Source organism: Streptomyces sp. NH27, assembly GCF_056859195.1.
Genome location: NZ_JACEGK010000217.1, coordinates 1 through 12,371, shown reverse-complemented (window position 1 = coordinate 12,371; position 12,371 = coordinate 1). Strand labels below are relative to the sequence as shown.

The 12,371-nt window shown below is 69.2% G+C and carries 21 protein-coding genes; 17 read left to right on the top strand and 4 right to left on the bottom strand.

The features are described from left to right. From AC13HU_RS18980 to AC13HU_RS18965, 4 genes are all read right to left on the bottom strand, one after another. Positions 1-585, bottom strand: a 585-nt coding sequence (locus AC13HU_RS18980; protein ID WP_483043087.1) for an HAD family hydrolase, incomplete at its 3' end; no start/stop codon positions are given. A gap of 177 nt (positions 586-762) precedes the next feature. Then, positions 763-1,701, bottom strand: a complete 939-nt coding sequence (locus tag AC13HU_RS18975; protein ID WP_483043086.1) for a M56 family metallopeptidase — start codon at positions 1,699-1,701, stop codon at positions 763-765. Between the two features lie 163 nt (positions 1,702-1,864). Next, positions 1,865-3,214, bottom strand: a complete 1,350-nt coding sequence (locus AC13HU_RS18970) for an integrase (protein ID WP_483043085.1) — start codon at positions 3,212-3,214, stop codon at positions 1,865-1,867. 454 nt (positions 3,215-3,668) lie between these two features. Then, positions 3,669-4,085, bottom strand: a complete 417-nt coding sequence (locus AC13HU_RS18965) for a helix-turn-helix domain-containing protein (RefSeq protein WP_483043084.1) — start codon at positions 4,083-4,085, stop codon at positions 3,669-3,671. Positions 4,086-4,253: 168 nt separating this feature from the next. Here AC13HU_RS18965 and AC13HU_RS18960 point away from each other — a divergent pair, with 168 nt between their 5' ends. From AC13HU_RS18960 to AC13HU_RS18880, 17 genes are all read left to right on the top strand, one after another. Next, positions 4,254-4,505: a helix-turn-helix domain-containing protein gene (locus tag AC13HU_RS18960; RefSeq protein WP_483043083.1), complete on the top strand. Its 252-nt coding sequence runs from the start codon at positions 4,254-4,256 to the stop codon at positions 4,503-4,505. A 1-nt stretch (position 4,506) separates the two neighbouring features. Continuing rightward, positions 4,507-4,800: a helix-turn-helix domain-containing protein gene (locus AC13HU_RS18955; protein WP_483043082.1), complete on the top strand. Its 294-nt coding sequence runs from the start codon at positions 4,507-4,509 to the stop codon at positions 4,798-4,800. 94 nt (positions 4,801-4,894) lie between these two features. Then, the gene (locus tag AC13HU_RS18950; RefSeq protein ID WP_483043081.1) at positions 4,895-5,077 is read left to right on the top strand and encodes a hypothetical protein; all 183 of its coding nucleotides are present in this window, start codon (positions 4,895-4,897) and stop codon (positions 5,075-5,077) included. Beyond that, the gene (locus tag AC13HU_RS18945) at positions 5,074-5,427 is read left to right on the top strand and encodes a hypothetical protein (protein WP_483043080.1); all 354 of its coding nucleotides are present in this window, start codon (positions 5,074-5,076) and stop codon (positions 5,425-5,427) included. The genes AC13HU_RS18950 and AC13HU_RS18945 overlap by 4 nt, the downstream gene beginning before the upstream one ends. After that, on the top strand, positions 5,424-5,759 hold the full coding sequence (locus tag AC13HU_RS18940) for a hypothetical protein (RefSeq protein WP_483043079.1): 336 nt from the start codon (positions 5,424-5,426) through the stop codon (positions 5,757-5,759). The genes AC13HU_RS18945 and AC13HU_RS18940 overlap by 4 nt, the downstream gene beginning before the upstream one ends. Continuing rightward, entirely contained in the window at positions 5,759-6,400 is a 642-nt protein-coding gene (locus tag AC13HU_RS18935; protein ID WP_483043078.1) for a hypothetical protein, read from the top strand. The genes AC13HU_RS18940 and AC13HU_RS18935 overlap by 1 nt, the downstream gene beginning before the upstream one ends. Further along, positions 6,397-6,669, top strand: a complete 273-nt coding sequence (locus AC13HU_RS18930) for a hypothetical protein (RefSeq protein WP_483043077.1) — start codon at positions 6,397-6,399, stop codon at positions 6,667-6,669. The genes AC13HU_RS18935 and AC13HU_RS18930 overlap by 4 nt, the downstream gene beginning before the upstream one ends. A 46-nt stretch (positions 6,670-6,715) precedes the next feature. Next, on the top strand, positions 6,716-6,964 hold the full coding sequence (locus tag AC13HU_RS18925) for a hypothetical protein (RefSeq protein WP_483043076.1): 249 nt from the start codon (positions 6,716-6,718) through the stop codon (positions 6,962-6,964). After that, entirely contained in the window at positions 6,957-7,241 is a 285-nt protein-coding gene (locus AC13HU_RS18920) for a hypothetical protein (RefSeq protein ID WP_483043075.1), read from the top strand. Before AC13HU_RS18925 ends, AC13HU_RS18920 begins: the two co-directional genes overlap by 8 nt. Then, entirely contained in the window at positions 7,238-7,633 is a 396-nt protein-coding gene (locus tag AC13HU_RS18915) for a hypothetical protein (protein WP_483043074.1), read from the top strand. Before AC13HU_RS18920 ends, AC13HU_RS18915 begins: the two co-directional genes overlap by 4 nt. Before the next feature lie 97 nt (positions 7,634-7,730). Further along, complete coding sequence (locus AC13HU_RS18910; protein ID WP_483043073.1) at positions 7,731-7,916, top strand: hypothetical protein; 186 nt, start codon at positions 7,731-7,733, stop codon at positions 7,914-7,916. Positions 7,917-8,006: 90 nt separating this feature from the next. After that, on the top strand, positions 8,007-8,405 hold the full coding sequence (locus AC13HU_RS18905; protein WP_483043088.1) for a hypothetical protein: 399 nt from the start codon (positions 8,007-8,009) through the stop codon (positions 8,403-8,405). Positions 8,406-8,499: 94 nt separating this feature from the next. After that, entirely contained in the window at positions 8,500-9,369 is an 870-nt protein-coding gene (locus tag AC13HU_RS18900) for a PD-(D/E)XK nuclease-like domain-containing protein (RefSeq protein WP_483043072.1), read from the top strand. A gap of 10 nt (positions 9,370-9,379) precedes the next feature. Continuing rightward, positions 9,380-10,363 (top strand): AAA family ATPase, encoded by a 984-nt coding sequence (locus tag AC13HU_RS18895; RefSeq protein ID WP_483043071.1) that lies wholly within the window; start codon positions 9,380-9,382, stop codon positions 10,361-10,363. Between the two features lie 85 nt (positions 10,364-10,448). After that, on the top strand, positions 10,449-10,790 hold the full coding sequence (locus AC13HU_RS18890) for a hypothetical protein (protein ID WP_483043070.1): 342 nt from the start codon (positions 10,449-10,451) through the stop codon (positions 10,788-10,790). Next, complete coding sequence (locus AC13HU_RS18885) at positions 10,787-11,266, top strand: SLOG family protein (protein ID WP_483043069.1); 480 nt, start codon at positions 10,787-10,789, stop codon at positions 11,264-11,266. The genes AC13HU_RS18890 and AC13HU_RS18885 overlap by 4 nt, the downstream gene beginning before the upstream one ends. Before the next feature lie 103 nt (positions 11,267-11,369). Next, a complete protein-coding gene (locus tag AC13HU_RS18880) occupies positions 11,370-12,215 on the top strand; it encodes a hypothetical protein (RefSeq protein WP_483043068.1) in 846 nt (281 codons plus the stop codon). Positions 12,216-12,371 lie beyond the last annotated feature (156 nt).

The following is a 12,371-nucleotide window of genomic DNA, read 5'->3' as shown; positions in this document are numbered from 1 at the left end:
GCCGTCGGCCGGCGCGCTGTCCCCGACCATCACGGTGTCCCGCACCGCGTCGCCGGTGACGCCGAGCGCGTCCAGCGCCGCCTGGAACAGCCGCGGGTCCGGCTTCTGCATCTCGTGCTCGTAGCTGAGTACGAAGGCGTCGACGTTGTCCGCCACGCCGTGCACCCGGAAGATCGGCCGCAGGTCCCAGCCGATGTTGCTCACCACCGCGACCGGCACGCCGCGCTCGCGCAGCCCCGCCAGCACCTGCGCGGTGTCCGGATACGGCTGCCACGCCGCGGGGGTGCGGTGCCGCTCGTACAGCGCGTCGTGCACGTCCCACGGCAGCCCCGCCGACCGGGACAGCGTCGTGTACGCCGCCCGGTGCCGCTCCGCCGTCAGGTCCCGCGTCTCCCACACCTCGATCAGGTCCGCCGGCAGCGCCTCGGGCGAGGGCCCGCCGGGCTGCGCACCGACCCGCTCCAACTCCCGTGCGTACTTCGTGACTTCGTCGTCCGCCGCCTCGATGCCCTCGGCCGCGAGCGCGCCCCTGAGCCATCGCTCGCAGGGCTCGATCCGGAACAGGGTGCCCGAGAAATCGAACATGACCGCCTTGATGGTGCCTCCCCGGTAGTGGTCGCTCGGTCACAGCATCCCAGACGCGTTCCGGGGCGGTTCGGGTGGATGGTGTGTTTTCGGGCCTGCCGTGCCGGCGGGGCAGGTCGTCGTACCCGGCATGGACGGCTCAGGTCGGGGCTGGTGGCTCGGGTCGGGGCCGGCGGCTCAGGTCAGGGCGTGCAGGCCGGGGCCGAAGGTGATGATCAGCGGGACGGCCGGGACCAGCAGCGACAGGACGGTCAGGCGCAGCCGTTGGGCGACGGGGAGACGCGGGGTGGGTGCCAGCAGGCGGTTGACGCGGCCGGGGAGTTCGGCGAGCGGCCCGGCGGAGGGGCCGAAGACCCCGCGCGGCTCGTTGAGTTCGACCAGTGCGAGGGCGGTGGTGAGGCGGCCGAAACGGCGCGAGGCGGTGTCGTCGGCGGCGAGTTCGATCAGGTGGTGGACCTGGTCGCGGAAGGCGGCGAAGACCGGGACCTGGGGGAACCCGCCGGCGAGGGCGCCCGCGCAGTGCAGCAGAAGGTCGTGCCGGGCCCGGGCGTGACCCTGCTCGTGGGCGATGACGGCGTCGAGTTGGCGTCCCTTGAGCCGGCCGAGCGCGGCCGTGGTGATCACCAGGCGCGGCTCGGCGCCGGACAGCCACCACGCGTCGGAACGGGCGTCCTCCAGCACGACCAGCCGTTCACGGGGCGGCACGGACTCGCCGGGCAGCCGGGGCGCACGCACCTGGAGTTCGGCCCGGCGGGTACGCCGCCTGCCCCGGGCGCCGCGCACCTCGCGGGTGAGCATCGCCGCGGTCCACACGCCGCCGAGCGCGAGCAGCACCGCGAGTGTGCCGGCCCACCGGCCGTACCGGGGCAGCCCGTAGGCGTCCTCGACGCCGTGCGGCGCGAACGCGAAGATGTGGCCGCGGACTTCCGCCCAGGCGGCCGAGGCGGTGAGCGCCATCGCCGACACGCAGCACAGCAGCACCGCGGCGACCACGCACTGCCACACCCACAGGGCGAGTACCGGCTCGCGCTCGGGCCATTCGGCACGTGCGAGCAGACGCGGCGCCGTCGCCGCCGCAAGTGCGCCGAGAACCAGCAGCACGAACGGGACCGTCATGCTGATCACCCTAGGAGTCGCCTTGCTCACTGTGATGCGGCAGCGCGCCGATGTGACGCACAACTCACCCGGGCCATGGGGCGGTCCGGGCCGGACGAGACGCGCGGTTCACATGACGAGCAGCATCACGACCATGCCGAGGGCCACGAGGAGCCGTCCTGCCTCACCTGCGAGAACTAGATCCTGCAGTGATCGACTGGGAGACGGATGGGAAATCAGGCTGCCATCGACCCGAGCCTGCGCCCATGAACTTCTCCCATCGCTCCTGGAGCGCTTCTACGATCTCACGCTCCATCTTCGGCGTCACGTTCGCGTACAGACCCTGCACGCCGGCCACCTCGTGGCCCATCCGAGACTCCTGGGCGGTCACCGAGTGGCCATCTTCCTCCAGCCACTCTTTGTGACCGTGCCTCAACAGATAGAGACGCTTACCTGCCATCGCCTTCACTGCGGGGATCTCCGGACGAAGCCGATCGCGCCGCTTGTCCCACTCGTCGGAGCCGTCCCGGATCGGCTGCCAGTAGTGAACAGACCACTGCGTGCCCATCTGCCCGCCGGAATGCGTCGGGAACACCCAGGGGGAGTCGTGCGAGTCCAGGAGGGCCCGGTGCATCTCGTGCAGGAACGGAGGCACGACCAGCGTCCGCATCGACTGGTACTTCGGTTCCACCAGTACCAAGCCGCCCCGCCTCTTGCTGTGCTGCACCTGCCACTGCACACGGAGCGCCGGCATTGTCCCGTAGCGGTCGACCAGTTCCTCACGCGCTTCGTCGTCAGGCTCGGACGCCGGCCACAGCGGCGACGCGTAGTCGCGCCTCAGCCCGAAGATTTCGCCAGGCGGTCGCATCCCGGTGAACGCCAGCGTCCAAATGCACACCCACCCGGCGTAGCCCCACACCGTGTAGGCGTTGGTCGCGAGCTGGTGGAGCACCTCCATGTCCATGGGGCGCTTCTTCTCTCGGTGCTTCTTCTCGTACTTGCCACGGCGGCGCTGCACGACGACGGGCGAGTCCGTGCGCAGTTTGTACTTGACGACCGCGTCCGACATCAGCATCCCGAACAGGCTGAGCAACTGCTCCACGTAGTGCCCGGAGATCTCACCGCTGGCCTGAGCCGACTTAAGGCCCTTCTTCCACGCCTCGTACTCCCAGGCCGTGATCTCGCCGACGGGTCGCCGGCCCCAGTACGGGATGATCCTGGAACGCAGCCGCGATGCGTAGCGATCTTCTGAGGTCTCCCGCAGGTCCAGGGCTTCATGCCAGCGCCAGCAGTAGTCCGCCATGAGCGTCTTGCCGTCTGCGCGTCGCACGTTCTTGCCGTGCCGAACCTCGTACTCGCGGTCGAGGCCGAAGTCGTAGGCTTCCTGATCGTCGGCGAACTTCACGCCGGGCTCGGGGCCGCTGGCGGACTCGTACTTCTTGGTCTTGGTGGCGTTGCCGTCGGCGTCGAGCCGGTACTCGCCGCCCCACCATTTGACGCGGATGCTGTCGCCGCGCCGCTCTACATACGGCACTTGGTGGCTCCCGTCGTGAAGGCTGCGCGTTGCGGGCCGGCAGAGCACCCCTGCCGCCGGCCGCCTCGCACACGACATGCTGTCAGTTGATCAGACGCCCGATTATGCATCCGGCGCAACTGGAGCAGTCGCCTCCTTGACGCCTGACGAGCTCCCGCATGTGCCGCCTTGCGTCGGCATCAGTGTTCACTCGCGGTGTCGCCACACACACCATGCTCCCGTTGACCCGCGCGCGCCAGCCGATGGCTCCGCCCAGGTCCGCTGTGAGCAATTTTCCCATATGGCCCTCCCCGGATGGGTTTTGTGGGAGTGCCCCCAAGTGGTGGACCGATCGTGCCACGTCTTGGCTGGTTTGTGATGGCGATGTGTGAACGCAGTTACGGTTCGGTGCGTCACAAACCTGTAACTGTCGGATGGTTGTACGGCGGATCGGCGAACTTCGGCCCGGTTGGGGTCAGTCGGCGGCGGGGAGAACGCCGCGGTTGCGGAGCGCCTCGATAGCGCGCTCGTTGACCTCGCGGATCTTGGGCGCGCTGAGATCGGTGCCGGCCACCATCGCGCCTTGTACGGCCTGGCGGATGGCGTCTTCCAGGTCGCCGGGCGGTACGGGGGCGTATCCGACCTCGTCGGAGTGGTCGATGTTGAGGGCGTCGCCGCCCTCCATGATCTTCCGGCAGCTGCCTACGGCCCAGTCGAGGGCTGACTCGATCTTGTCGTAGCTGACGTGTCGGACGGCTTGGGCGGACTCGACGCGCATCCAGGTGTCTTTGCTCATGCCTGCCATGGCTGCTGCCCGCTTGATGGACAGGTTCAGCCCGAGGCGTCGCTGCTCAACGCGCTCCGCCAGTCGCTGCAGGTCAGGTGTGGGCACCCGCTCATCATGACAGGACTGTGCGGGACTAGCTAGGACTGGCCCTAACTCGGCCGAACATCACCCCTGGTCCCATGCGTCGCTGGTCTAACTACCGACCACAACCGATCTAACTAAGGGCTAGCAACGGTCTAGACAGACGGTCTAACTAGGGTCTAGCTTTACGTCATGCAAGCACGGTTCGCCACCTTCGAGGTGAACGGAGCGGCCATACGGGACGCACGCATGCAGGCGGGGATCGAGACCAAGGAGCTCGCCAGCAGCGTCGGCGTCTCGGATAGCTACATCCGGAAGCTCGAAACAGGAATCCGCAAGCACATGCGCCCCGGCCCCTACCGCCGGCTGCGGACCGCCCTGAACGCCAACGAGACAGACCTCCTCGACCCCCAACGAGGACCAGCCATGCCCGAAAGGAAGTGACATGAACGAGTACACGCAGCCCCAGCGGCCCGAAGACCCCAACGCCGAGTACCTCACGGTGCAGGAGACGGCCTGGGTTTTCCGCTGCAGTGTTCGCACGATCCGCCGGTACATCAACAACAACGACGCCCCCCACAGCCGCGTCGGCATCCGGATCATGCTCAGCCGCGATGACCGCAAGGCGCTCTACGACCTGCGCCGCTCCGGTACCGCCCCGACGCGCATCCCCTCGCAGCGCCGCCGCAAGCCGGCGAAGCGCACTGCCCCCACCGTCCCCGCGCAGCGCGCGGCCTGACGGCTGCGGGCCGCCGCCGACAACTCCCCAGCCATCGGCGAACGGCCCTGATCCACCCATACATCCGCAGACACAGAGAGGTGGACCACCACCAATGATCGCATCTGAGAAAGACCCGAGCGCCATTCGCGCTGCGGCGCTCACCGAGGCCATCGAGGCCGTGCGAGCCGAGCACCTGACCGACAACTCGGGTACGAGCGAGGACGAATCCTACGACCAGGCCATCGACGACGCGGTTGCCGCGATCGGCGCACTGCTCGAAGGCGGTGCCCGATGACTGCCCCGACGGCCCCGCGCGGCATCGAGGACCTGGACGTGCCGCTGTCCGTGGTGATGGCGCAGACCCTGTCGCCCGTCCTGCGCGCAGAGTTGGCCGTGACGAACTCCGAGTCGGACCGCATCGCCTACGGCCAGGGTCTCGACCTCCTCGCGCACCCCGAGTGGTGCTCGACCGACGCCGACTACCCCAACTGGGCGCCGGGCGGATCTGGCGAGCCTGTCGTGGATGCCCCGTGCCTCACCTGCGGCCACGAGCTGCGCCGACACGTCGAGGACGAGTGTGTTGATTGTTTTGGAGACCCGGGCTACGACCCGCAGCACTCTGCCCGGACGGGTGGTGCCAGATGAGCGCCCGTTTCTGGCTGGACGCCTTGCCGTCTACGGACCCGATGTTTGCGCCGCTGCACGTCGCGGAGCACCTGTCGGACCCGGCGGACTGGCCGGTCCTGGAGCAGGCCCACAAGCAGGCCCGGAGCGAGGCCGCTTGGGGCGAGCCGCTCGCCGCCATGGACGCGAAGGCCGCCGACCTCCTGCACGACGCCGCCCGGTTGGCCGAGCGGGACGACGACGGCACCGACACCCACAACGTCCACCGCGCCGACCTCGAAGCCCTCGGCCTGACCGCCGTCCGCGTCGCCATCCGCCAGCACGACCAGCAGAGCATGGGGAGGGCCGCCTGATGGCCGACTACCGCACCAAGGCAGAGAAGGACGCGGCCGACCGCTTCCCCCGCAGCGTCGCCGGACACAAGCTGATCCTCCTTCACGACGACGGGCTGTACCGGCACCTCCGCTTCGTCAACCCGCGGCACGGCAGCCTCGGCAGCTTCGACCTGGTGACCTGGCCGGACCACCTCGCGATCAGCGGAGACGTCAGCGAGGGCTACGTCTTCACCCGACTCCGCGACATGTTCCAGTTCTTCCGAGGCCACGAGGTCAACCCGGGCTACTGGTCGGAGAAGCTGTACGGCGACCGCCGCCGGGTCGAGGTCTACGACCAGGACTCGTTCGAGCGGCAGGTCAAGGCTCACGTCGTCGAGGCGATCCGTGAGGGCGACGCGCCGCGCGGGATCGGCGCCGAGGTCACTCGCGACATCTTCGAGTGGGGCGACATCACCTGGGAGGACGGCGCCCGCAAGGAACTGGAGAACTTCAACTACCAGGGCTGGACCTTCGACGACATCAGCGAGTGGGACTTCCACGACTGGTCGCCGTCCTTCCTCCGGGCCTGCCACGCAATCGTGTGGGGCATCGCCCGCTACGACCGGATGAACCGTTACGGCCTGACGTCGCTCACCACCCGGAAGCAGGTGGCGGCATGAGCGCCCTGACCGAGAGCCAGCTCGCGGGGCTGGCGGTGAACGCCGCCCACGCCCTGGTCGACGAGAAGCGCCTCTACGCGATCGCCTGCGAGGAGATCACGCGCCTCCGCAAGCAGTCCTCAACTCTGGCGGCCGAGGTCGACCGCCTGACGGATTCCATGTCCGCAGTCCGCACCCTGCTCGCCTCGCGGGGTGAGGGCCGCACGGACGGCGCGGTGCTACAGCAGATCGCCGGGATCGTCGCCCGCGCCGAGGGGGTGGCGTCGTGACCCGGATCTGGTACCCGCCCCGCCGGTCCCGCACGGGTGGTGCGCGATGACCGCCACCGCCGTGCTCCCGGTCCGCCTGCACCTGCTGCGCGCGTTGGTGTCCCGGCAGGGCGGGGAGTGGACGCCAGCCCGCGTCGCCCGCGCCTACGCCACCGCACAGATCGACGCCCCGAAGCACACCACCCACAAGGCCGACCTGAAGCGCCTGCACGCCATGGGCGTCCTCGACCGGCGCGACCAGCCCGGACGCACCCACTACGTACCCAGCCGCACCGCCAGGGGGACCAATGCCTGACCTGATGGCCGTCATCGACGGAAGAACAGAGCCGCTCAGTTCGTGCCACTGGGTGCTGTTCGACGGCACCGGATGCGCGGTCGGCTCCGAGTACGGCGACAGCGCCACCAACGCCGACGACGCCCACCGCGACTTCACGCCCCATCAGCGGGACCGCGACCGGCAGACCCGGCAGGGCTACCGCATCGAGTTGCTGACGAAGCAGCAGTGGCGCGACCAAGCCGCAGCCTGCTTCTACGGCACCTGCACGCATCGGACGGCCGGTGATGCGGCGTGACCACCACCCGCAAGCACCGCGCCGGGGACCGCATCGCTGTCCTGGAGAAGCAGGTCGCCGAACTGAAGGCCGCGAACGCCAAGCTGCGCCGGGAGGCCGCCAAAGTCGACGGGCACGTCCTCCGCGGCATCCAGCAGGCCACCGAACTCGCCGAACTCCACGACGCCCACGAGCGGCTGGAAGTCCAGCGGAACGCCGAGATCGAAGCCATGCGCAAGGAGATCGCCGACCGGGATCGACAGATCGCCATCGCCGCCCGCGCCCAGTCCCTCGTCACCGCGACACAGCCCATGTCCGTCGCCGAGGTCACCGCTGAGCTCGCCCAGCGCCGCAGCATCCGCGTCGTGCCGCTGTGGGAAGCGCCCTTCGCCAAGACGGGAGACGCCGCATGAGCACCCTGCAGATCGCCCTCGTGGCTGTCGGCGCACTCGGCCTCGTCGGGCTCCTGCTGTTCGGCGTCGTGTGGTTCATCGGGAAGGCGGCCCGGAGTTGACGATCACCGGCCTGCTCTTCAACCCGGCCCTGCCCGACGACGTGGTCCTCACGCTCGACGGCCCCGACTACTACGCCGGCGGCTGGGCCCGAACCCTCGACGACCAGCCCGCCCAGCACCGAGACGGCTGCCAGCTCGCCGACTTCCCCGCACCCATCTGCGCCTGCCAACCCCCGCTGTAACCCAGCCCCGCACGCCGGCGGCTGACCGTGACCACCACCGGCCAGCCGCCGGACACCACCCGCATACCCACACCTGAACTTGGAGACCCCGTGTCCTACCCGCAACTCCTCACCCCCGTCGAGAAACTCGCCGACGCCAAGGAACGCCTCGGCATCCCCGCGATCGTCGTCATCTGCGGCTCGACCCGCTTCATGGACGCCATGACCGAGGCCGACAGCGCCCTCACCTGGGCCGGCCACATCGTCCTCAAGCCCGGCGTCGACATGAAAACCCCGCACCCCCTGTGGGCCGACCCCGTCGAGGCCGAGGCCGGCAAGGTCCGCCTCGACGACCTGCACCGGGCGAAGATCCGCCTCGCCGACCGGGTGCTCGTCGTCGGCAACTACATCGGTGACAGCACCCGCGCCGAGATCACCTACGCCCGCGAGCTGGGCAAGCCCGTCACCTTCACGCACCCCGAGATCGACCCCGCCGGCGGTGCCCAGTGATCGCCTGCATCCACTGCGGAAGCACCGCCGGCCCGTTCGTGCCCGGCGACCGGCCCGTCTGCGAAGACTGCGCCGACGCCCAGGCAGGTGCCGCGTGACCGCGACCGTCGAGGCGCCCGAGCGGGCGGACGACCCGCTGTGGGACGGCGACGGCCTCTACCCGGACCTCCCCATCGACGCCTACCACCGCGACATCGTCCCCGGCGGCAGCCTCTCCAGCAGCGGAGCCCGCAAGCTCCTCGCACCCTCCTGCCCCGCCAAATTCCGGTACGAGCAGGACAACCCGCAGCCGCCCAAGACGACCTTCGACATCGGCCACGCCGCCCACAAGCTGGTCCTCGGCGACGGACCCGAGTTGGTCGTCGTCGATGCCGCCCGCTGGGACACCAACGCCGTCAAAGCCGAGGTAGCCGCCATCCGCGACGCCGGCGCCATACCGCTCAAGAAGCACGTCCTCGACCAAGTGCAGGCCATGGCCGAGGTACTGCGCGACCACCCCGAAGCCGGGCCGCTCCTCGACCCCGCCTCCGGAGAACCCGAGCAGTCCCTCTACTGGACCGACCCCGGCACCGGCATCACCCGGCGCGCCCGGCTCGACTGGTTCCGCCACGACGGCCGCGTCGTCGACTACAAGACCTGCACCAAAGGCGACCTCGACAGCATCTCCAAGGACATCGCCACCTGGGGCTACCAGCAGCAAGACGACTGGTACACCGACGGCCTCGCGGCACTCGGACTCGCCCCAAAGGACACCGAGTTCAGCTTCGTGTTCCAGGAGAAGGACCCGCCCTACGTCGTCACCGTGGTCCGCCTCAACACCGAAGCCAAGCGCATCGGCCACCTCCTCAACCAGACCGCCCTCCACGTATACGCGCACTGCGTGGAAACCGGGCACTGGCCGGGCCACTCCGAGATCACCGAGCTGATCTCGCTGCCCCCGTACATCGAACGCCTCTACAACTAGGAGCCCTTCCGTGACCAACCCCATCCAGCGGGCCAACGCCCAAATGTCCGGCCCCCGCGGCCGACAGGCCTCGCCCGAGGACGAGTTCGACGACGGCGCATTCGTCTTCCGGCCGGCCACCAAGGACGGCGCCAAGGCCCGCATCTCCATCCAGGGCGTGTCCGGCTCCGGCAAGACCTGGACCGGCCTCTCCATCGCCAGCGGGCTCGCCGAAGGGCAGCGCTTCGCAGTCATCGACACCGAACGCGGCGCCGCCGCCCTGTACGTCAACGACCTCGACGCAGCATTCGACACCCTGCCGATGCACCGCTACGACCCCCGCGACCTGCAAAAGGCGCTGGCCGCCGCTGCCGCCGCCGGCTACCCCGTCGTGATGGTCGATTCCCTCAGCCACTTCTGGAAGGGCACCGACGGAACCCTCGACCAGGTCGAAATGGCAGCTCAGGCCCGCTACGGAGGGAACAAGTTCGCCGGCTGGAAAGACGGCGGCAAGATCCAGAACGAGATGATCGAGGCCCTCATGTCCTACCCGGGGCACGTCGTCGCCACCATGCGGTCCTACGTCGACTGGGTCCTCGTGGACAAGAAGCCCACCAACCAGGGCATGCGCGCCGAACAGCGCAGGGGCATCGAGTTCGAGTTCGGCGTGGCCGCAGAGATGGACGAGGCGAACAGGCTCCGGTTCATCAAGTCGCGCTGCCCGGCGTTCAGGGGGCTTCAGCTCAACCAGCCGCACGGCGGACGCGATATCGCCAAGCCCTACCTGGACTGGCTCCGCGCCGGCGCCGAGGAAATCGACGCGGGTCGGTGGATTGACGCTGCCAGCTCGCCGGAGGCCACGCCGGAAACCCTGCTCGACCTGTACCGCGAGGTCGAGGCAGCCAGTGCGCTCGCTACGCCACTGATGCACCCGGAGAACGGCAAGCCCACGAACCTCGGCGACTTCATCAAGGAACGCGGCAAGGCCCTCAAGGCCGCCCAGGCCCCGCAGTAGCCCCGGAACGCAGAACGGCCGCGCCCGGGGATAGCGGGCGCGGCCACCCCGCCATCACACCACACCGCACCAGCCGGAGGTATCCGTGAGCATCCTCGACATCCACCCCGAGCTCGCCGCCTTCATCCAGTCCGTCAACACCTGGGACAAGGCCCTCATCGAGCAGGCCATCGAAATCTTCGGACGCGACGGCCATCCGTTCTCCATGAACACCTTCCGCGACCTGCTCCCCAACATGGCGCACGGCACCGCCGGCCTGGTCTTCCTGTCCATGGTCAACCGCAAGCCCGCGCCCATCCGCGAAATCGGCAAGGTCAAGTCCACCTCCGGGCCCACACACAGCAAGGACATAGGGCTCTACGTCCTCACCGACCACGGCCAGCGCACCGCCGCCCGACACAACCAGGAGCGAGGGATGGCCGCATGAACGGCTACCTCGCTGGCGTGCTCGCTACCGGCTCCCGCACCTGGGATGACGTCACCGCCATCCACACGGCACTCACCGACGCCTGGCACGACGCCCGCCAAGACGGCTGGCCCGGCATCGAGGTCATCGAAGGCCAAGCCAACGGAGCCGACACCATCGCCGCCGCCTGGGCCCGCCAACACCACAACGACGGCGTAGGCCACCAGCCCATGCCCGCCCAGTGGGAACACTGCGCCCCCAACTGCCCGCCCGGACACCGCAAGCAGGCACACGACCGCACCTACTGCCCCACCGCCGGACACCGCCGCAACCAGCAGATGGTCGACGCCGAACCCGAACTGGTCCTCGCGTTCATCTGCCCCTGCAACAGCCCGCGCTGCCGCAAGCCCAAGCCCCACGACAGCCACGGCGTCGCCAACTGCCTCCAGCTCGCCCGCACAGCCCACCTGACCATCCGCGAGGTGAGGGCCGCATGACCACCGAACGCCGCCTCGCGCTGCTCGCCGCCGGCCTCACCCTCCTCGGCGCCGCACTCATCACCACCGCCCACCACACCCGCAAGCCCTGACGGGAGGAACCATGACCACCGCCGTCCACCCCGCGTCCCGCGCCTGCTACCTCCGCGGCTGCCGCGAAGCAGGATGCTCCGACGCCAACAAACGCTTCTGCAAGCAGTACCGAGTCGAGCGCTACACCAACGGCCCCCGCCGAGTCGACGCAGCCCCCTACCGCACCCTCGTCGACACCTACCTCAACGCTGGCTGGGCCTACTCCGCCATCGCCGAACTGGCCGGATGCAGCGAAACGGTCATCTTCAACCTCGCCAACGACGTCCCCCGCATCAGCCCAACCAGCGCCAGGCGCCTGCGCGCCCTCCCCGCAACACCACCCGTGCAGCACCCCAGGGGACGCGCCTACACCAACGCCATCCCCACGATGCGGAAAGGCCGCGCCCTGGTCCGCATCGGCTACGAGGTAGGCATCATCGCCGCAGCCGCCCGCATCCACCCCGACGCCCTCAGTCGCATCATCAACCGCGAAGGCGGACTCGTCCTCGTCACGACCGCCGAGGCAATGGCCGCCGTCTACGAAGAGTGGCGGTGGAAGCCCGGCCCCAGCCTCGCGTCCCGGGACCGCGCAACGAAGCTGGGCTGGCACGGCCCCCTCGCCTGGGACAACATCGACGACCCGGCAGCCGAGCCCGACACCGAGGGCGAGGGCTACGACGGCAGCAAGCGCCGACGGGACGACCTTCGCACCGACGAGATCCAGCACCTCGCCGGCTTCGGCTACTCCGACTACGCCATCGCCAAACAGGTCGGACTGCCCGTCAAGGACGTCCACACCCGACTCGGCAAGATCCGCGCAGCAAAGACCGCCGAGGGCAAGAAGACCCCAACCACGGACGAGCAGGTCGCGGCATGAACACCCCCTGCCCCATCCCCGACGCGCTCGCCACCGAATGGTGGGCCCTCACCCAGCCCACCGACAACGGGCACCTCCACTGGACCGGCGGCCGCTACATCCACTGGCACGACCACCAATACGGGCCCCGCATCATCGCCTACACCCTCCACACCC

Excerpts from the sequence above, each read along its gene's own strand:
- AC13HU_RS18955 (WP_483043082.1), top strand. The coding sequence starts at position 4,507 with ATGAACGAGTACACGCAGCCCCAGCGGCCCGAAGACCCCAACGCCGAG.
- AC13HU_RS18885 (WP_483043069.1), top strand. The coding sequence starts at position 10,787 with ATGAACGGCTACCTCGCTGGCGTGCTCGCTACCGGCTCCCGCACCTGG.
- AC13HU_RS18945 (WP_483043080.1), top strand. The coding sequence starts at position 5,074 with ATGACTGCCCCGACGGCCCCGCGCGGCATCGAGGACCTGGACGTGCCG.
- AC13HU_RS18880 (WP_483043068.1), top strand. The coding sequence starts at position 11,370 with ATGACCACCGCCGTCCACCCCGCGTCCCGCGCCTGCTACCTCCGCGGC.
- AC13HU_RS18950 (WP_483043081.1), top strand. The coding sequence starts at position 4,895 with ATGATCGCATCTGAGAAAGACCCGAGCGCCATTCGCGCTGCGGCGCTC.
- AC13HU_RS18920 (WP_483043075.1), top strand. The coding sequence starts at position 6,957 with ATGCCTGACCTGATGGCCGTCATCGACGGAAGAACAGAGCCGCTCAGT.
- AC13HU_RS18960 (WP_483043083.1), top strand. The coding sequence starts at position 4,254 with ATGCAAGCACGGTTCGCCACCTTCGAGGTGAACGGAGCGGCCATACGG.
- AC13HU_RS18925 (WP_483043076.1), top strand. The coding sequence starts at position 6,716 with ATGACCGCCACCGCCGTGCTCCCGGTCCGCCTGCACCTGCTGCGCGCG.
- AC13HU_RS18930 (WP_483043077.1), top strand. The coding sequence starts at position 6,397 with ATGAGCGCCCTGACCGAGAGCCAGCTCGCGGGGCTGGCGGTGAACGCC.
- AC13HU_RS18935 (WP_483043078.1), top strand. The coding sequence starts at position 5,759 with ATGGCCGACTACCGCACCAAGGCAGAGAAGGACGCGGCCGACCGCTTC.
- AC13HU_RS18975 (WP_483043086.1), bottom strand. The coding sequence starts at position 1,701 with ATGACGGTCCCGTTCGTGCTGCTGGTTCTCGGCGCACTTGCGGCGGCG.
- AC13HU_RS18940 (WP_483043079.1), top strand. The coding sequence starts at position 5,424 with ATGAGCGCCCGTTTCTGGCTGGACGCCTTGCCGTCTACGGACCCGATG.